The organism is Pseudonocardia sp. (assembly GCF_025465255.1).
Classification (GTDB): domain Bacteria; phylum Actinomycetota; class Actinomycetes; order Mycobacteriales; family Pseudonocardiaceae; genus Pseudonocardia.
The window spans coordinates 1-22,929 of the sequence record NZ_JAODNI010000202.1 but is presented as its reverse complement, the minus strand read 5'-3'; the positions used below and the strand labels follow the sequence as shown (position 1 = coordinate 22,929).

17 protein-coding genes are annotated in these 22,929 nt (G+C 72.9%); 7 read left to right on the top strand and 10 right to left on the bottom strand.

Features of this window, described 5'->3' with window-relative positions; translation table 11 throughout:
- The first annotated feature begins 131 nt into the window (after positions 1-131).
- Positions 132-1,622, top strand: a complete 1,491-nt coding sequence (locus tag JWP64_RS24170) for a long-chain fatty acid--CoA ligase (protein WP_297501402.1) — start codon at positions 132-134, stop codon at positions 1,620-1,622.
- A 21-nt stretch (positions 1,623-1,643) separates the two neighbouring features.
- Here JWP64_RS24170 and JWP64_RS24165 read toward each other — a convergent pair whose 3' ends face one another.
- The 6 genes from JWP64_RS24165 to JWP64_RS24140 all read right to left on the bottom strand — a co-directional run bounded on the left by JWP64_RS24165 (position 1,644) and on the right by JWP64_RS24140 (position 8,144).
- Positions 1,644-2,351 (bottom strand): alpha/beta hydrolase family protein, encoded by a 708-nt coding sequence (locus tag JWP64_RS24165; protein WP_297501399.1) that lies wholly within the window; start codon positions 2,349-2,351, stop codon positions 1,644-1,646.
- A 56-nt stretch (positions 2,352-2,407) separates the two neighbouring features.
- The gene (locus tag JWP64_RS24160; protein WP_366890510.1) at positions 2,408-4,591 is read right to left on the bottom strand and encodes a phage holin family protein; all 2,184 of its coding nucleotides are present in this window, start codon (positions 4,589-4,591) and stop codon (positions 2,408-2,410) included.
- A 29-nt stretch (positions 4,592-4,620) separates the two neighbouring features.
- Positions 4,621-5,256 (bottom strand): VTT domain-containing protein, encoded by a 636-nt coding sequence (locus JWP64_RS24155; RefSeq protein WP_297501392.1) that lies wholly within the window; start codon positions 5,254-5,256, stop codon positions 4,621-4,623.
- On the bottom strand, positions 5,253-6,095 hold the full coding sequence (locus JWP64_RS24150) for an MBL fold metallo-hydrolase (RefSeq protein ID WP_297501389.1): 843 nt from the start codon (positions 6,093-6,095) through the stop codon (positions 5,253-5,255). Before JWP64_RS24150 ends, JWP64_RS24155 begins: the two co-directional genes overlap by 4 nt.
- A gap of 62 nt (positions 6,096-6,157) precedes the next feature.
- Entirely contained in the window at positions 6,158-7,501 is a 1,344-nt protein-coding gene (locus JWP64_RS24145) for an ATP-dependent 6-phosphofructokinase (RefSeq protein WP_297501447.1), read from the bottom strand.
- 232 nt (positions 7,502-7,733) lie between these two features.
- Positions 7,734-8,144, bottom strand: a complete 411-nt coding sequence (locus JWP64_RS24140; RefSeq protein ID WP_297501386.1) for a pyridoxamine 5'-phosphate oxidase family protein — start codon at positions 8,142-8,144, stop codon at positions 7,734-7,736.
- 206 nt (positions 8,145-8,350) lie between these two features.
- On the opposite strand from JWP64_RS24140, the gene JWP64_RS24135 reads away from it, so the two are divergent.
- From JWP64_RS24135 to JWP64_RS24125, 3 genes are read left to right on the top strand one after another with little or no spacing between them, the layout of a single operon-like run.
- Positions 8,351-9,832: an MFS transporter gene (locus JWP64_RS24135; protein ID WP_297501383.1), complete on the top strand. Its 1,482-nt coding sequence runs from the start codon at positions 8,351-8,353 to the stop codon at positions 9,830-9,832.
- A 54-nt stretch (positions 9,833-9,886) separates the two neighbouring features.
- Positions 9,887-10,357, top strand: a complete 471-nt coding sequence (locus JWP64_RS24130) for a helix-turn-helix domain-containing protein (RefSeq protein WP_297501380.1) — start codon at positions 9,887-9,889, stop codon at positions 10,355-10,357.
- A gap of 31 nt (positions 10,358-10,388) precedes the next feature.
- The gene (locus JWP64_RS24125; RefSeq protein WP_297501377.1) at positions 10,389-10,820 is read left to right on the top strand and encodes an SRPBCC family protein; all 432 of its coding nucleotides are present in this window, start codon (positions 10,389-10,391) and stop codon (positions 10,818-10,820) included.
- Here JWP64_RS24125 and JWP64_RS24120 read toward each other — a convergent pair.
- From JWP64_RS24120 to JWP64_RS24110, 3 genes are read right to left on the bottom strand one after another with little or no spacing between them, the layout of a single operon-like run.
- Entirely contained in the window at positions 10,817-11,203 is a 387-nt protein-coding gene (locus tag JWP64_RS24120; RefSeq protein ID WP_297501374.1) for a VOC family protein, read from the bottom strand. The two genes, JWP64_RS24125 and JWP64_RS24120, sit on opposite strands and share 4 nt — an antisense overlap.
- 29 nt (positions 11,204-11,232) lie before the next feature.
- Entirely contained in the window at positions 11,233-12,399 is a 1,167-nt protein-coding gene (locus tag JWP64_RS24115; RefSeq protein ID WP_297501371.1) for an acyl-CoA dehydrogenase family protein, read from the bottom strand.
- An 18-nt stretch (positions 12,400-12,417) separates the two neighbouring features.
- On the bottom strand, positions 12,418-12,963 hold the full coding sequence (locus JWP64_RS24110) for a carboxymuconolactone decarboxylase family protein (RefSeq protein ID WP_297501368.1): 546 nt from the start codon (positions 12,961-12,963) through the stop codon (positions 12,418-12,420).
- 361 nt (positions 12,964-13,324) lie between these two features.
- Here JWP64_RS24110 and JWP64_RS24105 point away from each other — a divergent pair, with 361 nt between their 5' ends.
- The 3 genes from JWP64_RS24105 to fabG are packed head-to-tail and all read left to right on the top strand — an operon-like array spanning position 13,325 to position 21,709.
- Positions 13,325-15,292: a 3-oxoacyl-[acyl-carrier-protein] synthase III C-terminal domain-containing protein gene (locus JWP64_RS24105; protein WP_297501365.1), complete on the top strand. Its 1,968-nt coding sequence runs from the start codon at positions 13,325-13,327 to the stop codon at positions 15,290-15,292.
- A gap of 4 nt (positions 15,293-15,296) precedes the next feature.
- Complete coding sequence (locus JWP64_RS24100; RefSeq protein WP_297501362.1) at positions 15,297-20,939, top strand: biotin carboxylase N-terminal domain-containing protein; 5,643 nt, start codon at positions 15,297-15,299, stop codon at positions 20,937-20,939.
- Positions 20,939-21,709 carry a 3-oxoacyl-[acyl-carrier-protein] reductase gene (gene fabG, locus JWP64_RS24095; RefSeq protein ID WP_297501360.1) on the top strand — a complete coding sequence of 257 codons (771 nt, stop codon included), beginning with the start codon at positions 20,939-20,941 and terminating at the stop codon, positions 21,707-21,709. The genes JWP64_RS24100 and fabG overlap by 1 nt, the downstream gene beginning before the upstream one ends.
- A 58-nt stretch (positions 21,710-21,767) precedes the next feature.
- Here the strand turns inward: fabG and JWP64_RS24090 are convergent, their stop codons facing one another.
- Positions 21,768-22,919 carry a glycoside hydrolase family 3 N-terminal domain-containing protein gene (locus JWP64_RS24090; RefSeq protein ID WP_297501444.1) on the bottom strand — a complete coding sequence of 384 codons (1,152 nt, stop codon included), beginning with the start codon at positions 22,917-22,919 and terminating at the stop codon, positions 21,768-21,770.
- Positions 22,920-22,929 lie beyond the last annotated feature (10 nt).

Genomic DNA, 22,929 nt, shown 5'->3' with positions numbered 1-22,929 from the left:
CGCAACGGAGGATCGGGCACGCGGCCGCGGGGCCGTTCCTCCGTCCGGTGGAGGAGCCGCTGCGCGGAGAAGAGGGCATAAGGTGCGCACGAGCAGCATTCGATCCGCATCTCCAGCAACGGGAGTCGACGATGACGAACCTGGCCGCGAACCTCATCGCGACCGCCGAGAAGTACGGCGACCGCCCCGCGGTGCGCCTCGACGACCACGTCCTGAGCTATCGCGACCTGCACGCTGCGGCGGCCGCGGTGGCCGGGACGCTCAGGTCGCGCGGGATCGCCCCGGGCGACCGGGTCGGGCTCGTCCTGCCCAACGTCCCCGCCTTCCCGATCCTGTTCTACGGCGCGTTGCTCGCCGGCGCCGCGGTGGTCCCGATGAACCCGCTGCTCAAGGCGCGGGAGGTCGAGTACTACCTGAACGACTCCGGCATGTCGCTCGTGTTCGGCTGGGACGGCGGGGGCGACGTCGTGCCCACCGCGGCCGAGGCCGTCGGGATCCGCGGTGTCGTCGTCAGCGCGCTCGGGCCGTCGGCGGAGCAGCTCGAGGGCGAGCCGATCACCGTGCCGGTGGAGCGGGACGACTCCGACACCGCCGTCATCCTCTACACCTCCGGCACCACCGGGCAGCCCAAGGGCGCCGAGCTCACCCACCGCAACCTGAACACGAACGCACACATGACGGTCGACACCCTCATCGAGATCACGTCGGACGACGTGATCATGGGCTGCCTGCCGCTGTTCCACGTGTTCGGGCTGACCTGCGGACTCAACGCCGCGGTCGTCTCCGGTTCCTGCCTGACCCTGCTCCCCCGTTTCGACGGCGGCAAGGCACTGGAGATGGTCGGGCGGGACAAGGTCACGGTGTTCGAGGGCGTGCCCACGATGTACGCCGGGATGCTGCACCACGCGAACGCCGGCAGCGCGGACATGTCGTCGCTGCGCACGTGCATCACCGGCGGCTCGGCGATGCCGGTGGAGATCCTCAAGGCGTTCGAGCAGAAGTTCGGCTGCCAGGTCCTCGAGGGCTACGGCCTGTCCGAGACCTCCCCCGTCGCCTCGTTCAACCAGCCCGGCCGCGAGCGCAAGCCCGGCTCGATCGGCTTCCAGGTGCGCGGCTGCGAGATGAGGTTGGTCGACGACGACGGCAACGACGTCGGCGCCGACACCCCCGGCGAGATCGCGATCCGTGGCGAGAACGTCATGAAGGGCTACTGGGGCCGGCCCGAGGCGACCGCCGAGGCGATCCCGGACGGCTGGTTCCGCACCGGGGACATCGCCACCAAGGACGCCGACGGCTACTACTTCATCGTCGACCGCAAGAAGGACCTGATCATCCGCGGCGGCTACAACGTCTACCCGCGCGAGGTCGAGGAGACCCTCTACGAGCACCCGGCCGTGGCCGAGGCCGCGGTCGTCGGGATGAAGCACTCGGACCTCGGCGAGGAGATCGGCGCCGCGGTGGCCCTCAAGGCCGGCCAGAGCGCGGACCCCGACGAGCTGCGGGACTTCGTGAAGGAGCGGATGGCGGCCTACAAGTACCCGCGCAAGGTCTGGATCGTCGACGCCCTGCCCAAGGGCCCGACGGGCAAGATCCTGCGCCGTGAGGTCTCCGCGCCGGAATAACGCCGGAGGCGCCCGTGCGCGTCAGCGCAGCAGCTCCTCCACGACCAGCTCCGGGGCGGTGATCATCGCGTCGTGCCCGGTCTCGATCTCCCGGCATCCGAAGCCGGCCCGCGCCACGACGCCGAGCGAGGAGGCGATCGCCTCGTACCGCGGTGCGACGCAGTGCAGGTAGGTGACCGGTAGTCCGTTGCCGAGCGGACGCTCCAGGCCCAGCGGCTCCTGATAGCTGCGCAACGGCTGCGGCGTGAGCCGGCGTCCGACCCACGCCGCGTCGGGCCCGGTCACGGCGAACACGGAGACGTCCGGAGGGGGCGGGATCGCGATCCCGTCGCCGCGCCGCCGCGCGTCACTCGTCCGCCTGGCCACGAGCTCGTCGGGCAGAGCGTCGAAGGCACAGCTCCCCGCGTCGACGACCAGACCGTCGAGCAGGACGATCCGCCGGATCCGCCGGGCTTCGCGGTCGGCGGCACCGAGTACGGGGAGCGCGCCGAAGCTGTGCCCGACGAGGACGACGTCGTCGAGCTCCTCGGCCTCCAGGACGGCCACCACGTCGGCGATCATCGTGCCCAGCCCGACGTCCGGGGTGAGCAGATGGGACCGCTCCCCGAGGCCGGTCAGGGTCGGGGTGAACACGTCGTGCCCGCGTTCGTGGAGCAGCCCGGCGACCCGGCGCCAGCACCAGCCACCGTGGTGGGCACCGTGCACCAGGACGAACCTGTCTCCGGGCATCCCCGTCACCACGTCCTTCCCGATCCGCGCCCCGGCCCGCCGTGGGGTTCCGGCGATCAGCCTGCCACGAATCCGCGCTCGGCCGGGATCTCGTCGGGCGCCCCGGCAAGCGGCTCCTCGCCCGGGGCCGGCTGGCCGAGGTGGGTGAGCCAGCCCCGCAGGACCCGGTGCAGCGCCTCCGCGCCGACGATCTCCCCCGGGGCCGGCAGCTCCCTCGGGTACATCAGGAAGCCGCGGCTCTGCGGGCCGCCGAGGCCCCCGTGCGAACCGACGTGCGGCTCGAACGGCGACGCGTCGTCCCGCGCCGGATCGTAGCGACTGTTGATCATGATGTCCGGACAGCGCGGGAACGTGTCGACGCGCCGAACCAGGTCCGCCGCGTACGGCCCGTAGTCCGCCAGCGGGTCCTCGCCGATGACCAGCCCGGTGCGCAGCCGGTGCAGCCCGTCCCGGCCGAGCACCACCGGCCCGAACTCGGAGCTGTGCACGAGCATGAACCCGACGCCCGGATGGTCCACGAGGGACGGCAACAGCTCGGGGAACTCGCGCTCGATGGTCTCCAGGTCCACCCGGCCCTCGTGCTCGGTGAACGACACCATCGCCACGTGCCCCGACGGCACCACGACGACGCCCGGCGCGACCCGGGTGACCAGGCCCGGCCTGCCGCTCTCGGTGCGGTGCTTCTCCGGGGCGGCCCCGGCGCGCTCCACGCGGGCGCGCAGCCGGCGGGCGATCACCCCCGCCCCCGACGACGCCTCCGCCAGCGCCGCGCCGACCTGCCAGCCCTCCGCGGTCCGCCGGGCCGACCGCTGGGCCGGGGTCGGCCGGGGCCTGCCGAGCCCGAACCAGCGCCGCTTCGGCACCGGCGGGGTGCCGCCGCACAGCCGGCCGACGAGCGTCTCGATCGTCTCGCCGAACCGGTCGGAGAACGCCTGGCCCTGGGTCTGGCCGTGGTCGGACAGCGCGACGATCAGATACGGCCGCGGCGCCAGGTGTGCGGCCCGGTGCAGGCGGCCGATCTGCTGGTCGATCGACCGCAGGACGGACAGGACGTCGACCCGCTCGATGCCGGAGTGGTGCGCGACCTCGTCGTAGCCGAGGAAGTCCGCGTAGACGGCCGGGCGCCCGTCGAGCATGTCCTCGATCAGCGCGGACACCACGATGTCCCGGGCGATGACCGTCGTGCCCGGGCGCGCGAACGGGTAGAGGCCGCCGCGGTTCGTGCGCGGGCGGACGTCGGACCGCTTCTGCCGGGCCGCCTCGAAGATCTCCCGGCCCGCGTCGACGAGCGCGCCCCACAACGTCCGGACGGCGTTGAAGGGGTTCGCGAAGTAGGCCCAGTAGCCGCCGCCGAGCCGGTCCTTGCGGCGTGCCGAGTGGTGCCCGCCGAGGAACGTCACGGTGCTCATCGTCAGGCTGTAGTGCGGCGCGTCGCCGGTGAACAGGTTGCCGCGGGCCGCGCCGTCGACGGCGAGCAGGCCCCTGCCGTTCGAGTGCCGGCGCTCGATCTCGGCCGCGTCCGCGGAGTGCGCGCACGCCATCACGTGGTCGCGGTCCTTCTCGTACCAGCGGAAACCGAGGATGTCGTGGTTGCTGCCGTGCAGGATGCCGGCCACGCTCGCGCCGGTCTGCGAGCTCCAGTCCGTGTGCCAGCTCGTCAGGCCGTGGCTGCCCTCGGCGATCCAGCGGGCGAGCGTCGGCATCGTCCCGTCCCGGACGGCGCGGCGCGCGGTCTCGTGCCCCAGGCCGTCGATCTGCAGGAACAGGACCCCGGGCACGGCGCTGTCCACCCCGCCGTCGCCGGCCTTCTTGAGCCGGCGGGCCGCGCGCCGGTAGAAGATCTCGTCCTCGTCGAGCGAGAGCAGGCTGCTGACCACCGCGCCCACCACGGACATCACGGCGACGACGATCACCGCCGTCGAGAACCCGCCCAGGTGCACGCCCGGGATCACGGCGAACACCGCCAGCACCCCCGCCGCGAGCAGCAGGACGCTGCCGATGCCGAGGGTGAACAGGGCGAGCGGGAGGGCCACCCGGAGCACGAGCGGCCACACGACCGCGGTCAGCAGGCCGAGCAGCAGGGCGCAGACCGTGGGCTGCCACCAGCTGTCCATCGCGAAGCCGGCCAGGGCGTCGTCGAGCAGCCGCAGCGCCAGCACGGTCAGGACCCACACGAGCACGACCCGGGCGACGAGGCGCCCGCGGCGCAGCAGCGGGCCGCGCTGCTCGCGGACGTCGATGTAGTCGCGGACGAACGACGGCGGGGCGCTCACGGACGGCTCGTCTCCGTAGGGTCGGTCGCAGAAGGATCAGGGGTGGGGGGTGCGAGGCGGGCGCCGCGCCTCCTGCGGTACCGGCCGACCACGGCCGTGACCAGCCCGACGAGCAGCACCAGGCCCGTCGCGACCAGGGTCGCGAGGAGCGGGTTGTCGAACAGGCCGCCGCTCAGCACCCCGAGCAGCGCGTAGGCCACCGCCCACAGCAGCGCCGCGACGAACGCGGACGGCAGCAGCCGCTTCCACGGGTAGCCGAGCGTGCCGGCGGCGACGAGGGCCGGGATGCGGCCCGCGGGCACCAGCCGGCCGACGACCACGAGCTGCCAGCCGTGCACGGCGAACCGCTGCCGGGCCCGGGCCAGCTGCTCGGGCGTCCGGCCGCGGGAGACGAACCGGATCGCGGCGTCGCTGCCGATGCGCGCGACGCCGTAGGTCAGCACGTCCCCGGCGAAGGCCGCCAGCGTCGCGAGCAGGACGACGAGGACGATGTTCAGGTGCGCCGTGGTCATCGCGACGGCGGCCGCGGCACCCACGACCGCGCCCGTCGGCACGACGGGGATGATCGATCCGAGGAGTACCCCGCCGAAGAGCAGCGGGTAGCCGATGGCCTGCGGGTCCGACCAGTTCACGCGGCGTCCCCCGGCCGGCTCCGCACGTCGCGACCGGCCCGGATCGCCGCCTCGGCGGTCTCGCCGGGCCGCGCCACGACCACCCGGGCGCCACTGCTCCCGGCGGCGACCGCGGCCGCGAACTCCTGCGGCGGCTCGGTCAGCAACCGGCGCATCCGGGCACCCGCGCGGCCCGGGGCGCGGGCCAGTCCGGCGACGGCGAGGGTTCCCCAGTGCACCGGCACGACCAGCGACGGCCGCAGCCGCTCGACGGCGACGGCGGCGCGTTCCGGGGTGAGGTGCCCGGGCCCGAGCGACGGCCCCCAGCCCCAGACCGGGAGCAGGGCGGCGTCGAGGCGGCCGGCGGCGGCGATGTCCGCCATGCCGTCGAACAGGTCCGTGTCCCCGGAGACGTAGACGCGCGAGCCGTCGCCCTCGAGGACGTGGCCGAGCGCGGGCGCGTCCGGGCCGTGCGTCGAGCGCGGGCCCCACCGGTGCCCGCTGTGCGCGGCGGGCACGGCCGTGATCCGCAGGGCCCCGTCGCGCAGCTCCTCGCCGACCGCCAGCTCGTCCACCCGGGCGACGCCGCGGCGGCGCACCCACTCCCCCGCGCCGCGCGGCACGACCACCCGGGCGTCCGGGCGCAGCAGCTTCAGCGACGGCAGGTGCAGGTGGTCCCCGTGCAGGTGCGAGACGAGGACGACGTCCGCGTCCGCGTAGTCCTCGGGGCGCAACGGCGCTACGACGCGGCGCAGCGCGGACACCCGCCGGGTGAGCACCGGGTCGGTGAGTACGACGCGGCCGGCCAGCTCGATCCGGACGGTCGAGTGCCCGAGGAACCGGAGAGCGGACGGCTGCACACCGCCGAGTATCGCCCTCACCCGGTCGTGGACGGGCGACGGGCGGTGGGCCGGCTGCTCCGTCAGCCCCCGAACCGGAAGGGCTGGCCGGTCGACTCCAGGACCGCCATCCAGAGGTCCCCGTGCGGGTCCACCTGGTTGCGCTTGCTCACCGCCATCGCCATCGGGATGTGCACGAACCGGCGCCGCACGCGTCCGACGACCATCGCCGTCCGGCCGGACATCGCGGCGTGCACCGCGGCCTGCGAGAGCCGGACGGTGTAGACGCTGTCGTACGGGTTCGCGGGGACGCTGCGGATCGCGTAGCTGGGGTCGATGTAGCGCAGCGACGTCTCGACGCCGGCCTCGGCGAAGTGGGCCGCGATGCGTTCCCGCAGGTAGGGCCCGATGTCCCCGAGCTTGGCGTTGCCCGAGGCGTCCGTGGCCGCGTCGCCCGCCAGGAGCTCCTGGCCTGCCCCCTCGGCGGCGACGACGACGGCGTGGCCGCGCTGCTCGACCCGCTTGCGCAAGTGCGCCAGCAGCCCGTTCTCGCCCTCGAGGGTGAAGGGGACCTCCGGGATCAGCACCACGTCCGCGTCGCTGCGGGCGAGTGCGGCGTAGCAGGCGATGAAGCCCGAGTGCCGGCCCATGAGCTTGACCAGCCCGACGCCGTTCGCCGTGGACTTCGCCTCGACGGTGACCGCCTGGATCGACTCCGACGCCCGGGAGAACGCGGTCTGGAAGCCGAAGCTCTGGTCGATGTAGGGGATGTCGTTGTCGATCGTCTTCGGGATCCCGACGATCGCGATCTTGAGCTTGCGCTCGGCGATCACCCGCTCGATCTGCATGGCGCCGCGCATCGTGCCGTCCCCGCCGACCACGAACAGCACGTTGATGTGCATCCGCTCCAGGCAGTCGACGATCTCCTCCGGGTCCTGGTGCCCGCGCGACGTGCCGAGCACCGTGCCGCCGTCGACCGAGATGTCCCGTACGGACTGCGGGGTCAGCTCGACGACGTCGTAGGCGTAGGAGGAGATGAACCCCTGGAAGCCGTTGCGGAACCCGACGACCCGGCGTACGCCGTAGTGGTAGGTCAGGGTCCGGACGAGGCCGGCGATGACGTCGTTGAGGCCGGGGCACAGCCCGCCGCAGGTCACGATGCCCACCCGGGTCTTCGACGGGTCGAAGTAGATCTTGCGGCGCGGGCCGCAGGGCTCCAGCCCGGGGAGCCGGTCGAGCGGGACGCCCCGCGAGGTGACCTTGGTGAGGGTGTCGTCGAGCAGGACCCGGTCGTCCTCGTCGATGTAGTGCTCGGTGGTGCGCCGGGAGTCCAGCAGCGGCGCCATCGGCGAGGTGATCCGGCACGGGCCGAGGGTGGCGATGTCCAGGTCCGAGGGGTCGACGGCCGCAGGACGGTCCAGCGGCACGACGTTGTTCTCGCCGTGCTGCTCCCCACCCTCGTTCACGTGATCGAACGCCTCGCTCACCACACCACTCCCCGCGACCCGATGTCCTGTCCCTGTCTCGACCGCACGGCCGTGTCTACGTGCGTCGGATCGGTCACCCCGCGACGGTGGGGACGGCGACCTCGGTCCTGCCCCACCAGCGTGCCCCACCCGGACCCGGAAGGACAGGCCGGGGGTGGGAGTTCCGCGGCGATCAGGCCAGGCCCAGGACCCGGTCGACGGCGATCTCGATCACCACGCGCTCCGGATTCACCCGGGGCACCCGGAACCGCTTCGCGTAGCGCTCCTCGGCGTCCCGGACCCGCTCGGCGTCGTCCCGGACCACCGCGACGCCCTCGAGGCTGGACCAGCGCGCGCCGTCGACCTGGGAGACCACGACCCGCGCCCCCACCGGACCGGCCGCGGCGACGTTGCGCGCCTTCTGCGAGCCACCGCGGCAGATGACCCGGGCGACGCCCTGCTCGACGTCCACCGTGATCCCCACCGGGACGACGTGCGGGGTCCCGTCCCGGCGCAGCGTCACCAGCATGCCCAGGTGGCGTTCGGTCCAGAACTCGCGGAACTGCTCGGACACCGATCCCGGCTCGAGACGTCGGACTGCCATGGGGCCATCCTGCCCGGCGGCCCCGGCGGCGGCCGACACGCGTGCCGCCGAACGGCCGTACGGGCCTCGCCACCCGAAGGGGTGAACGGGACGAACACGGCGTTGCTCGGTGAGATGGTTGGCAAAGGCAAGCGTTCACCTTGCGGGCGAATCGGGCTTCGTGGTCACCTGGACGGGAACCCTGCTCATCCGGACGGAGACCCCGCGTGTCCGAGCTCGCCCCCACCCCACCCGCGACCGCCGGCGACGCCGCCTCCGCGATCGCCCGTCGCCGCCCCGGGGTCGCTATCGGCGTGCTCGCCTCGTGCGGGCTCCTGGTGTCGCTGATCCAGACGATGGTCGTGCCGCTGCTGCCGCAGTTCCCGCGGCTGATGTCCACCACCCCGTCGACGGCGGCGTGGCTGATCACCGCGACCCTGGTCGCGGGCGCCGTGTCCGCGCCGGTCCTGGGCCGCCTCGGGGACATGTACGGCAAGCGCCGGATGCTGCTGGCCTCGCTCGTGCTGATCGGGCTCGGCTCGCTCCTGGGCGCGCTGGCGCCGAACATCCTGGTGCTGCTGGTGGCGCGGGTCCTGCAGGGCGTCTCGTTCGGCGTGATCGCGCTCGGCATGAGCCTGATGCGGGACGTGCTGCCGGCGGAGAAGATCGGCGGCGGGGTCGGCCTGATGAGCTCCTCGCTCGGGGTCGGCGGCGCGATCGGCCTCCCGCTCACCGGTGTGGTGGCCCAGTTCGCGAGCTGGCGGTGGCTGTTCGCGGGCGCCGCGGTCGTCGCCCTCGTCCAGATCCTGCTGGTCGTGCGGCTGGTCCCGGAGTCCGGTGTGCGGACGGGCGGGCGGTTCGACCTGATCGGGGCGGTGGGGATCGGCACGGCGCTGGTGTGCCTGCTGCTCGCCGTGTCCAAGGGCGGCGAGTGGGGCTGGGCGTCGCCGGTCACCCTCGGCCTGCTGGGCGCGTTCCTCGTGATCGTCCCGGTGTGGGGCCGGCACGAGCTGCGGACCCGCGCACCGCTGGTCGACCTGCGGGTGACGGCGCGGCCCCCCGTGCTCTGGACCAACGTGACCTCGGTGCTGATCGGCTTCTCGATGTTCGCGACGTTCGTCGTGGCGACCCAGATCCTGCAGGCCCCGGTGGAGACCGGCTACGGGTTCGGGCTCTCGCTGATCGTCGCCGGCGTCGTGCTGCTCCCGATCGGCGGTGCGATGGTGGTGTTCTCCTCGACCTCCGCCCTGATCTCCCGGACCCGCGGTCCCCGGACCACGCTGGTCCTCGGCGCGTCGGTCCTGGTCGTCGGCAACGTCGCGTTCGCGCTGCTGCCCGGCAGCCTGCTGCTGCTCATGCTGGCCGCGACCGTCGCCTCGATCGGCGCCGCGCTCGCCTACTCCGCCCTGCCGCTGCTGATCATGCGTGCGGTCCCGGAGACCGAGACGGCCGCCGCGAACAGCCTGAACACCCTCATGCGCCAGCTCGGGACGTCGTCCTGCACCGCCGTCGTCGCGGCCGTGACGACGGCGATGACCCTCGACCTGGGCGGCCGGGTGCTCCCCTCGAGCGGGGCCTACACCACGATCTTCCTGACCGGCGCCGGCGCGGCGGTCCTGGGGACGGTCGTGGCGGCCCTGACCCCGTCGCCCCGGGGGGTGGACCGCAGCGAGAACGCCGGCGCCCTGGTCCCGGCCAGCACCCCCTGACCCGGGGCCGCACTTCGGTTGTTCCCGGCAACGCAGCGCGGTTAACCTGGGCATATGGACTGGACCGAACTCGACAGCAGGAGCTGCTCGGTGGCCCGGACCGCCGCGATCATCGGCGACGCGTGGACGGTCCTCGTGCTGCGTGACCTCCTGAACGGGGTCCGCCGGTTCGACGACATCGCCGGGCACCTGGGTATCGCCCGCAACGTGCTCACCCGACGGCTCGCGACCCTGGTCGAGGCCGGGCTGGTCGACCGGGTTCCCTACCGGGAGCCCGGCCGGCGCGAGCGCCACGAGTACCACCTCACCCCCGCGGGGTCGGAGCTCCGCGCGGTGGTCATCGCGATGCTGGACTGGGGCGACAGGCACCTGGCCGGGGAGGCCGGCCCGCCGATGCGGATCGAGCACCCCGGCTGCGGCGCCGCGGTGCACGCCGAGCTGCGCTGCGAGGAGGGCCACGTCATTGCCGAGCACGGCAGGTTGCGCGCCCTGCCCGGGCCGGGAGCCGTGGCCCGGGCGAGCTGATTGGGTGCCGCGAACCGTGGTATCCGCGGCCATGGGTGACTACGAGCACAGCACCACCGTCGCGACCGACCCGGACTCGCTGTTCCGCTACCTCTCCGACGTGCACAACCTCCCGAACTACGTCTCCGCCATGCGCGAGGCCGAGCCGACCGGGAAGGACGCCGCCGACGCCGGGCACCCGGGCGCCGAGGAGATCCACGTCGTCGCGGAGGTCGAGGGGAAGCGCCGCGAGGGCGAGGCCTGGTTCGAGGCCGACGAGCGGACGCGCGCCCTGCGCTGGGGTGCGGAGGACCGGAGCGGCTACCACGGCGAGCTGGCGGTGAACGGGGCCGCCGAGGGCGAGTCCGAGGTCGTGGTGTCGCTGCACACCGAACACGCCGACGGCCCGGCCGTCCGCGCGGGCCTCGAGGAGACCCTCGCCGAGATCAAGCGGGCCGTCGAGGGGACGGCCGACCCCACCTAAGGAGTCGTCCGGGTGTCCCTGCGGAGCGGGTGGTCCGCAGGGATCTCGATGAACCCGATCCGCACGCCGTCCGGGTCCTCGACCCACATCTCGTCGAGGCCCCAGGGTTCGCGGCGCGGCTCGCGCACGATGCGCGCGCCGCGCTCCGCGAGCTCCTCGTGGGCCTCCGCGAGGGCCCTGACCTGCATCCAGAGCCGGACGCCGTCGCCCGTGCCGGGGCCGTCGCCGCGGCCGGACACCTCGAGGAACCCGCCGCCCAGGAAGAACACCGTGCCGCCCGGGAACTCGCGGTACACGGCGAGGCCCAGGACGTCTCGGTAGAACGCGGTGGTGACGTCCGGATCGACCGGGCGCAGCAGGACACGGCCGGCGAGAATCTCCACGGATCCGACCCTAGTGCCGAGGTACTCCGTCAGTAGGACCGCGGGAGCCCCAGCACGTGCTCGCTCACGTAGTTCAGCACCATCTCCTGGGAGATCGGGGCGATCTTCATCAGCCGGGACTCCGTCCAGTACCGGCCGACGTCGTACTCGTCCGCGTACCCGAAGCCGCCGTGCGTCTGCATCGCCCGGTCCGCGGCGAAGTGCCCGGCGTCCGCGGCGAGGAACTTCGCGGTATTGGCGTGCTCGCCGCAGGGCAGCCCCTCGTCGTAGCGCCAGGACGCCTCCCGCACGGCCAGCTCCGCCGCGTGCAGCCGCATGTGCGCCTCGGCGAGTGGGAACGCCAGGCCCTGGTTCTTCCCGATGGGCCGGCCGAACACCTCCCGCTCCCCCGCATACGTCACGGCCTTGCGCATCGCGGCGCGACCGATTCCCAGCGCCTCGGCGGCGATGAGGATGCGCTCGGGGTTGAGCCCGTCGAGCAGGTAGCGGAAGCCCCTGCCCTCCTCGCCCACCCGGTCCGCGACGGCGACGGGCAGGTCGTCGTAGCTGACCTCGCAGGACGCGACGGCGTTGCGGCCGAGCTTCGGGATCGGCCGGATGTCCACCTCGGGCCGCTGCAGGTCCGCGAGCAGCAGCGTCATCCCGTCCGTCCGCTTCGCGCACTCCTCGAGCGGGGTCGTCCGGACGAGCAGCAGGACCTTCTCGCAGTCCTGGGCCTTCGACGTCCAGACCTTGCGCCCACGGACCAGGTACCGGTCCCCGTCCCGCCTGGCCCGGGTGGTGATCGACGTCGTGTCCGTCCCGGCGTCCGGCTCGGTCACGCCGAACGCGACGTGCAGGTCCCCGGACGCGACGCGCGGCAGGTACGCCTCGCGCATCGCGCGGGAGCCGTGCTTCGCCACCGGGTTCATCCCGAACACGGCCAGGTGGATCGCGCTCGCGCCGTTCATCGCCGCCCCGGACGCGGCGACCTCCTCCAGGACGATCGACGCCTCGGTGATCCCCTGTCCGCCCCCGCCGTACTCCTCGGCGAGGGAGATGCCGAGCCAGCCGCCGTCGGCCATGGCCCGGTAGAAGTCCCAGGGGAAGCGGTGCTCGGCGTCGCAGGCGCGCCAGTAGGCGTCGTCGAAGTCCTTGCAGACGGCGCGGACACCCTCCCGGATGGCGCGATGGTCGTCGTTCTGCGTGAAGTCCACGGTGACTTCCCTTCGTCTCTAGAGGCGGGCGGCGGGCAGGCCTTCGACGCCGACCGCCTCGTCCGGGTCGATGCGCAGCGCCGTCATGAGCCGGGCCAGGCCGAGATAGTGCCCGGCCACCAGCCCGACCTCCACGATCTGCTTCTCGTCCAGCTCGGCCGCCAGCGCGGCGTAGGTCTCGTCGGGCACCTCGCCGTCACGGACGAAGTCCGCGACGAACGCGAACATCGCCCGCTGTGCCGCGGTGAACAGCTCGGAGCCGGTCTCGCCGCGGTCCAGGGCGTCGACCTGCTCCTGCGTGCCGCCCGCGGCGAGGGTGATCGGGACGTGCTGGTCCCACTCGTACCGGGCGTTCAGCCTGCCGACCTGCAGGATGACGAGCTCGCGCAGCAGCGGGTCGATCGAGAGGTCCGCGAGCAGCGCGCCGCCGTACTTGAGCCACGGCCGGAACGCCGTGTCGGCGCGGGCGACGAGCCCGAAGACGCGCAGCGGCGGCACCTTCCCCAGGGTCGCGGCCGTCTGCGGCGGGACGTTCCGGGCATCTGCATACGTGACACGGGCCATGTTCTGCAGACCGTAGGCGATGTCCGCCGCCGGCGCCGCAGGTTCGACGATCCGTAGAACATCGTCTGCCGCTGCTGTCCACAGTGGCGGGTCGCACCGCCGCCACGTGCGGGGACGTGGAATCCCGTCACCGAACGCATCGGTAATACTCCGCGGTAACACTCCACAGTAATACCGGAAGGTAACCGTCAACGGTGACCGGGCCCGGTCCAGAATGGGCGATCGGGACCCAGGTCACCTGTCGATCATCGCCGGAATCCCGCTACCGTTCCCTCACCGCCCGATCCGCCCACTCGCGGTTGCGCAGGCTCACGACCAGGAGTTTCCTCGTGATGCCCGGTGCAACGGAGGTCCGCCACACATGAAGCCGTTCGTGGTCAACAACCATGGCCGTCTGGTCTTTCCCGCCAATTTCTCGCCCGACCTGGATTTCTCGGTCCTCGACTCGCTGGAGCAGTTCGGCGCAGTCATCGGCCGCGATTTCGAGTCGAAGGCTCCCACCGGAACGGACATCCTGTCCCGGGTGGAGGCCGGCGCCTACCCCAGCCGGTTCGAGCTGTTGCGCGATCTGGGACAGAACATGTTCTGGGTCAACCGCTATTCGATGACGATGTACGACAAGCGCCCGACGCGCTGGCGGGACGTCCCGCGGCACCGCCCGGACGTCTTCCTGCCCGTGCTCACCCCGTGGGTCGACGGGGACCGGAAGGTCGCCGCCGTCGAGCAGGCGTACCGGGAGCTGCCCGCCGCCTGGGACGAGGGGGCCGAGGAGACCGTCTTCGACCTGCTCTTCGACGTCTTCCGCAACCGCCGCCACCACGCCACAGAGCTGCCGGCGATCAAGCCGACCGTCGCGGAGTTCCTGCGCACGCCGGACGCGCTGACCTTCGTGCTCCCCGAGCACGACCCGGACTACCCCGTCTTCACCACACAGGAGATCCACGACGCCGAGGCCGCCGTCCCGGAGCTCGAGGCGCTGACCCGCTGGGCGATGGTGCTGCACAACCAGTACCCCTGGCGCCGCGCGCAGACGGAACTGCGGCCCGCGTCCGAGATCGGCGACGACGACTTCGTCGTCGCGTTCCACCCGCGCACCCGCGAGGTCTCGGCCTTCCTGGACCGCGTGAAGGCGGGCCACGTGCCGGCTCGGCGGGCGGCGTCCCCCGCCGTTCCCAAGCCGCCGGTGCGCCCGTTTCCGCCGGTCAAGGTGCGCGAGGCGTTCACCGTGCAGCCCAAGCTCGAGGCGCTGGCGATCGTCCGCGGTGAGCTGGTCTGCGACAACGCGGACGTCGTCCGGAACACCAGCTTCTCCTGGTCCCCGATGAGCGCCGCCGAGATCAGCGCCAAGACGGGCATCGACCAGCGCCGCTACACCAGCCACGACATCGGCGAGCTCGCCCTCGCCGCGGCGAAGGCCGCGATCGCCCACTCCGGACGCTCGACGGACGAGTTCGGCGCCGTGCTCGTCGCCACCTGCACCAGCGACCGGCTCATCCCCTCGCTGTCCACCTGGCTCTCCGGCGAGCTCGGCCTCCTGCAGACGCACTGCTCCGCGGACATCATCGCGGCGTGCGCAGGGCTGCCCTACGGCCTCGCCGAGGCGGTGCGCCAGCTGCAGGAGGTCGAGCGGCCGGTGCTCCTGGTCTGCGTCGAGAAGTTCTCGGACAAGATCGGCAGTGTCCGCACCTCCCGGATGATCTTCGGTGACGGCGCCGCGGCGATCGTCGTGGCCCCGGCAGCGGAGGGGTCCGCCGGGGACGTCGACATCCTGCAGACCTATGCGAGCGGCCCGCCCGAGCAGGTGAACTCGATCATCTGGCCGAACCCGGAGTTCGACAACGACATCACGGTCTACGGCCCGGAGGTGAAGGCGCTGGTCGCCCGCTACCTCGCGCAGATGATCGGCGAGCTGGGCGAGCTGCCCGGCGACACGTCGGACACCCTCCTGGAGGAGATCGACCTGATCGTCCCGCACCAGGCCAACAAGACGATGATCCTGCAGCTCGCCGAGAAGGCCGGGCTGTCCGCGGACCAGCTCTACTTCAACATCGAGACCATGGGCAACGTCTCCGCGGCCTCCATCCCGATCGCGCTGTTCGACGCCGTGCGGGACAAGGTGATCACCGCGCCGATGCGCGTGTTCGCACCGGGCTTCGGGGCCGGTGCGGTGGGCGGGTACGCGGTGCTCACCGTCGACCCGTCCATCGTCGCGCCCGAGGTCGTCCTCGGCGGCCCCGGGGAGCGTCCGGCCGGCGCGCCGGCCGCGGCCGGTTCCCCTCCGATTCCCGGTACCACGAGCGACGATGTACGCGTCGCGTTCGGGGTCTAGCAGGATGTGGCCCGTGAGCTTCCACAGGATCGCGATCGTCAACCGTGGTGAGCCCGCCATGCGGCTCGTGCACGCAGTCCGCGAATGGAACGCGCAGGGGGATCTCCCGCTGCGCACCATCGCGCTCTACACCGCCGTCGACCGGCGGGCAATGTACGTCCGTGAGGCGGACGAGGCCGTCCTGATCGGCCCGGACGACCCGGACCATCTGGGACCGAGCCCCTATCTCGACTACGCCGAGCTGGAGCGCGCGCTGCGCGTCTCCCGGGCCGACGCCGCCTGGCCGGGCTGGGGGTTCGTCTCGGAGAAGGCCGAGTTCGCGGAGCTGTGCGACCGCCTCGGCATCACCTTCATCGGCCCGTCCGCGGACGTCATGCGCCGCCTCGGCGACAAGATCGCCGCGAAGAGGCTGGCCGAGGAGGTCGGCGTCCCGCTGGCGGCGTGGAGCGGCGGGCCCGTCCCGGATCTCGACGCGGCCCGCGCGGCGGCGGAGTCCATCAGCTACCCGCTGATGGTCAAGGCGACGGCCGGGGGCGGCGGCCGGGGCATCCGCTACGTCGCCACGCCGGACGCACTGCCGGAGGCCTTCGAGCGGGCGAGCTCGGAGGCGTCGAAGACGGCCGGGGACGCCACGGTGTTCCTGGAGCGAGCGGTCCGCGGCGGCCGGCACGTCGAGGTGCAGGTCGTCGCGGACGCCACGGGTGACGTGTGGACGCTGGGCGTCCGGGACTGCTCGGTGCAGCGCCGCAACCAGAAGGTGATCGAGGAGTCCGCGTCCACGGCGCTCGACGCCGAGCAGGAGGAGCTGCTGCGGTCCTCCGCCGCCGAGCTGGTGCGCGCCGCGGGCTACACCAACGCGGGCACCGTGGAGTTCCTCTACGAGCCCAAGGAGCGGCTGCTGTCGTTCCTGGAGGTCAACACCCGGCTGCAGGTCGAGCACCCGGTGACCGAGGCCGTCACCGGCGTCGACATCGTCAAGCTGCAGCTGCACATCGCCGGGGGCGGGAAGCTCGCGGACGTCGCGCCGGAGGTCCCGCGGGGCTCCGGGCACGCCATCGAGGCCCGGCTCACCGCCGAGGACCCGGAACGCGAGTTCGCGCCGGCCCCCGGCCGGATCGAGCACCTCGCGCTGCCCAGCGGCCCCGGCATCCGGGTCGATACGGGCGTCGCGACCGGCGACGTCATCCCGCCGCAGTTCGACTCCATGATCGCGAAGGTCATCGCGTGGGGCCGGGATCGCGGCGAGGCCCGCGCCCGGCTCGTCCGCGCGCTGCGCCAGACGGCCGCGGTGATCGACGGCGGCACCACGAACAAGGCGTTCCTGCTGGACCTGCTGTCCCGGCCCGAGCTGGTCACCGGGGACACCGACACCACCTGGCTCGACGGGATGATGGCGCAGGGCTACACCCCGCCGCGTCGCCTGGACGTCGCACTGCTGGCCGCGGCCGTCGAGGCGCACGACGGGCACGTCGCCCGCCAGCAGCACCGGCTGCTGGCCTCCGCGGAGCGCGGCCGGCCCGAGGTCGGCTACGAGACATGGCACCAGACGGACGTCCGCGCCGGTGGCGACTCCTACCGGCTGCGCGTCGCGCGGACCCGGGCCAACCGGTATCGCGTGGTCCTCGAACTTCCCGCCGCGGGAGGGGGCTCCTCCACCCAGGCGGTCGACGTCGACGTCGAGCGCTCCGGCCGGTTCGAGCGGCGGCTGACCGTCGGCGGCACCACCTACTCGGTCCTCTCGGCACCGCAGGACGCGGACTACCTCGTCGAGGTCGACGGCGCCGTACACCGGATCTCCGGCGGCGAAGCCGGCATGGTCCGCGCGCCCGCCCCGGCGATGGTCGTCGCGGTGCCGGTGACCGCCGGGCAGGCGGTCGCCGAGGGTGACGTCGTCGCCGTCGTCGAGAGCATGAAGCTGGAGACCGCGCTGCGGGCGCCGTTCGCGGGCGTCGTCGCCGAGGTGCTGGTGCCGGCGAACACGCAGGTCGAGGGCGGGTCCAAGCTGGTCCGGCTGGAGCCGACGGCCGATCCGGCCGCCGCGGGGCCGTCCGGGGACCGGGCGGACTTCTCCGCGCTGGCCGGGTCCGGCGAGAGCTCCGCGGACCCGGGCGCGGTCGCCGCGGACGTGCTGACCGCGCTGCGCTGGCAGGTCCTGGGCTTCGACGTCGACGAGCGCGAGGCCAAGCCCCTGCTCTCCCGGCTGGGGAAGGCCCGCGAGGCCCTGCCCGGCGACGACCCCTCCGTGCTGCTCGGCGAGACCGCGGTGCTGCGGATCTTCGCGGACCTGTCGTCGCTGTCCCGCAACCGCCGCGAGCTGAGCGTCCCGGAGACCACCAACGGTGAGGCCGCCGAGGAGACCGGGCGCAACCCGCAGGAGTACCTCTACGCGTTCCTGCGCTCGCGCGACGCCGAGGCGGAGCAGCTGCCGGAGTCCTTCCAGCGGAAGCTGCGCCGCGCGTTGTCCCACTACGGCGTCACCGACCTCGCGCACCAGGACCTGGGTCCGGCGCTGTACTGGATGTTCCTCGCGCACCGCCGGGCCACCGCGCACGTGCCGGTCGTGATGGCGCTGCTGCAGTGGCGGCTGACCCACCCCGCGTCGGTGGCGGAGCTGTCCCCCGCGGCCCGGGACGAGTACCTGGGCACCCTCGACGAGCTGGTCCGGGCCACCCAGGTGCGGCACCCGGTCGTCGGTGACCTGGCGCGTCAGGTGCGCTACCGGCTCTTCGACGCCCCCGCCGTCGCGGCGGAGCGCAGCGAGGTGCTGCACAAGGTCCGTGCGTCCCTGGACGCGCTGACCCAGGACCCCGACGCGCCGGACCGCGCGGAGCGGATCGAGTCCCTCGTCGCGTCGTCGGAGCCGATCCTCGGGGTGTTCGGCGCGGAGCACAACGCCGCCCTGCTCGAGGTGATGACCCGGCGCTACTACCGGATCCGCCCGCTCGGCGAGATCACCGTGACCGAGCAGGACGGCCGCCCGCTGCTCACCACGGACTACACGCACGAGGGCCGGGACCGGCGCGTCATCGCGACGGTCATCGACAACAACGACCCCGCCCGGGCGATGGCCGCGGCGGAGGAGACCCGCCGCCTGGTGTCCGAGCTGCCCGAGGGGCGCTCCGCGGTCGTCGACCTCTACGTCACCTCCACGCACGCGGACGACCGCGGGGACGCCGACGCGCGCGCCGAGCGCGTCCGTGCGGCGCTGGGCTCGGTGCCGCCGGAGCTGACCCGGGTCGCGGTCGCCGTGCGGCCGAACCCGACCACGGTCGAGGACCCGGTGTGCGACCCGGGCCCGATCTGGTTCACCTTCCGCCCCGAGGCGGACGGGACGCTCGTCGAGGACCGGACCCTGCGCGGGCTGCACCCGCTCGTCGGGGACCGGCTCGGACTCTGGCGGCTCGACGCGTTCGACCTGCGCCGGCTGGACTCCGCACCGGACGTCCACCTCTTCCACGCCACCGGCAAGCAGGTCCGCGAGGACCAGCGGCTGCTGGCACTGACGGACGTGCGCGAGCTGACCGTCCTGCGGGACGAGACGGACGGGCGGATCCGCTCGCTGCCGCAGCTGGAGCGGGTGCTCGACGCCTGCCTGGACAGCCTGCGCAGCGCCCGCAGCAAGGACCCGAAGCTGGCCAGGCTCGGCTGGAATCGGATCCTGCTCTACGTCTGGCCGGTCGTCGACATCCCGGTGGACGAGCTGGACTCCGTGCTCAGCACGCTCGCGGCGCGGACCGGGGGGCTCGGCCTGGAGCAGGTGATGGTGCAGTTCCACGCACCCGCCCCGGGCGGCGGCGAGGTCCGGGAGTACATGCTCCGGATGTCCCGCCCGCCGGGCGCCGGGCTGACCGTCCAGATCACCGAGCCGCCGACCCACCCGCTCCGCGAGCTGGACGCCTACGCGCAGAACGTGATCAAGGCGCGCCGGCGGGGTGCGGTGTACCCGTACGAGATCGTCCCGCTGCTCACGAAGTCCGGTGGGACCTTCGTCGAGTACGACCTGGACCCCGAGGCGGACACGTACCCGACGGCGGTGCCCGTCCAGCGCGAGCCGGGTCGGAACACGGCCAACATCGTGCTCGGCACAGTCACCACGCCGACGGACCGCTACCCGGAGGGCATGACGCGGGTCGTGCTCATCGGGGACCCGACCCGTGCGCTCGGCGCACTGGCCGAGCCGGAGTGCGCCCGGGTCGTCGCGGGGATCGAGCTGGCGCAGCGCCTGGACGCGCCGGTCGAGTGGTTCGCCGTCTCGGCGGGCGCGAAGATCGCCATGGACTCCGGCACCGAGAACATGGACTGGATCTCCCGGGCCCTGCGCTCGATCATCGAGTTCACCCAGGGCGGCGGCGAGATCAACGTCGTCGTCACGGGGATCAACGTGGGCGCCCAGCCGTACTGGAACGCCGAGGCCACGATGCTCATGCACACCAAGGGCATCCTGGTCATGACGCCGGACAGCACGATGGTGCTGACGGGCAAGCAGTCCCTGGACTACTCCGGCGGAGTCTCGGCCGAGGACAACTTCGGCATCGGCGGCTACGACCGGATCATGGGTCCCAACGGGCAGGGGCAGTACTGGGCCCCGGACCTGGGCGGCGCCGTCGACGTGCTGTTCCGGCACTACGAGCACGCCTACCGGCTGCCCGGCGAGCGGTTCCCGCGGACCGCGCCCACCGCGGACCCGGCGGACCGGGACATCACCACCGCGCCGCACGCGGGCGGGGACTTCACCACCCTCGGGGAGATCTTCTCCGCCGAGACCAACCCGGGCCGCAAGAAGCCGTTCGACATCCGCTCGGTGATGCGCGGTGTCGCCGACTTCGACCACACTCCGTTGGAGCGGTGGGAGGACATGCACGACGCGGACTCCGTCGTCGTGTTCGACGCCCACCTCGGCGGCGTCCCGGTCGAGCTGATCGGCATCGAGTCGAAGCCGATCCCGCGGCGCGGCCCGCTGCCCGTCGACGGCCCGTCGCAGTTCACCGCGGGCACGCTGTTCCCGCGCTCGTCGCGGAAGGCGGCGCGGGCGATCAACGCGGCGAGCGGCAACCGGCCGCTGGTGGTGCTGGCGAACCTGTCGGGCTTCGACGGCTCGCCGGAGTCCCTGCGCTCGCTGCAGCTGGAGTACGGCGCGGAGATCGGCCGGGCGATCGTCAACTTCGACGGCCCGATCGTGTTCTGCGTGGTCTCCCGCTACCACGGCGGGGCGTTCGTCGTGTTCTCCGCGACGCTCAACGACACCATGGAGATCGCCGCCGTCGAGGGCTCGTACGCCTCGGTGCTCGGTGGCGCTCCGGCGGCCGCGGTGGTGTTCGCCGGTGAGGTCCGCAAGCGGACGAACGCCGACGAGCGGGTGACGGGCCTCGAGGCCCGCGTCGCCGCCGCGGTCGAGTCCGGCGACGAGCCCGAGGCCGCCCGGCTGCGGGCCGAGCTCGCCGCCGTCCGGGCGGACGTCCGTTCGGAGAAGCTCGGCGCCGTCGCGGAGGAGTTCGACACCGAGCACTCCATCGAGCGGGCGCAGCGCGTCGGCTCGGTGCACCACATCGTGAACCCGCACCGGCTCCGCCCCTACCTGGTCGACGCCGTCCAACGCGGTATGGCGAAGACACTCGCACGCATTCCGGAAACCCACGAGGAGACCTGATGAGCACTGCTGCTCCGGCCACCGACACCCACCCCGAGCCGCGCACCGCCATCGTCACCGGCGGCGCCCGCGGGATCGGGGCCGCGATCACCACCGCGCTCGCCAAGCAGGGCGTGCACGTGGCCGCGGGCTACAGCTCCAATAGCAAGGCCGCCGAGGAGCTGGCGGAGAAGCTGCAGGCCGAGGGCGGTTCGGTCTCGGTCCACCAGGGCAACGTCGGGGACCCCGAGGACTGCCGGCGGGTGGTCTCGGAGGTACTGGAGCAGCGGGGGCGTGTCGACATCCTGGTCAACAACGCAGGCATCACGGTGGACAAGACCGTCCGCAAGATGACCGTCGAGGACTGGCACGCGGTCATGCGCGTCAATCTGTCCGGCGCGTTCTACATGACCAAGAACGTGCTGGACCACATGACCGGCAACAACTTCGGCCGGATCGTCAACATCAGCTCGGTGATCGGCGAGTCGGGCGCGATCGGCCAGGCGAACTACGCGGCGTCGAAGTCCGGGCTGTTCGGGTTCAGCAAGAGCCTCGCGCAGGAGGTCGCCCGCAAGGGCGTCACCGTCAACTGTGTGGCGCCGGGCTACATCGAGACCGAGATGGTCGCGGCGATCCCGGAGAAGGTGCTGGACAAGCTGATCGGCAAGGTGCCGATCGGCCGGCTCGGGCAGGCGCGGGAGATCGCGCGCGCGGTGCAGTTCCTGGTCGACGACGACGCGGGCTACATCACCGGCAGCATCATCTCGGTCAACGGCGGGCTGGACATGTAGGTCGGGCCCTCCCGCGAAAGCCGCCCTCCTCCGGGAGGGCGGCTTTCGCGCGTCCGGGTCAGGCGCGGCGGCAGAGGTTCTTCGCGGCGAGGATGCGCTCGACGGCCCGGTCGTTGTCCGCAGCGGGGATCCGGCCGTCGGTCAGCGCCGCCTCGAGCGTGTTCAGGATCGGGGCGACGGGCTCGACGTTCGACGAGAGCGCCATGTCCGCCCCGGCGCGCAGCGCGGCGAGCGTGGCCTGCGGCAGGGCGAGGGTGGCGCTGATCGCCTTCATCGCGCCCAGGTCGTCCGTCATGGCCAGGCCGTCGAAGCCGTAGTCGTCGCGGAGCAGTCGGTAGGTCGCGGGGGTGAGCGAGCTGGGCAGGTCGTCCGTCAGGCCGGGGACGTCGAGGTGGCCGACCATCACGCTCACCCGTTGCGGCCCGAGGGGGCCGAGGAGGTCCGCGTAGGGCTTGAGGTCGTTGGCCCGTAGCTGCGCGAGCGGGGGCGTGGAGACGCGGCCCTTGTGCGAGTCCCCGCTCGAGTGCCCGTGGCCCGGGAAGTGCTTGAGGACGCCGTGGACGCCCGCCTCGTGCAGGCCCTCCTCGAACGCGCGGGCGTAGGTGGTGACGACGGCCGGGTCGTTCGAGAACGAGCGGTCCCCGATCACGGAGTTCGCCGGCTGGTCGCTGACGTCGACCGCCGGGGCGAGGTCCCAGTTCACCCCCCGGGCGAGCAACTGCCTCCCGCGTTCGGCGGCCAGCGCGCGGACCTGCTCGGGGGTCTTCTTCGCCATCGCGCGGGCGCTGGGTAGCTCGCCGTCGAGGTCGTCGATGCGCTGGACGCGGCCGCCCTCGTCGTCGACGGCCACGGCGACCGGCAGGTTCGCGGCCGCCTGTACCGCGTCGAGCTTCTTGTTCTGCAGCAGCGCGGTGGCGGTGCCGCCGAGGAAGATCCCGCCGACGTGGTTCTGCCGGACGATCGCGGCGGCGCCGGCGGAGTCCGCCGCGTCGACACCGACCATGAGCCGTTGCGCGAGCCGGTCCCGGGGACTGAGCGCCGCGACGGCGGACGCACAGGTGGGGCGGGGGTCCACGGGCGCCCCCGGTGTCGCCTCCGGGGCGGCCGCGGCCGGGGCGTCGGGCGCGGGTGCCGCGGCGGGCTCGGCGGGGGCCTGCGCCAGGGCCGGCGTGGCGGCGAACAGCAGGCTGGCAAGCAACAGGCGCTTCATGGCGGCTCCC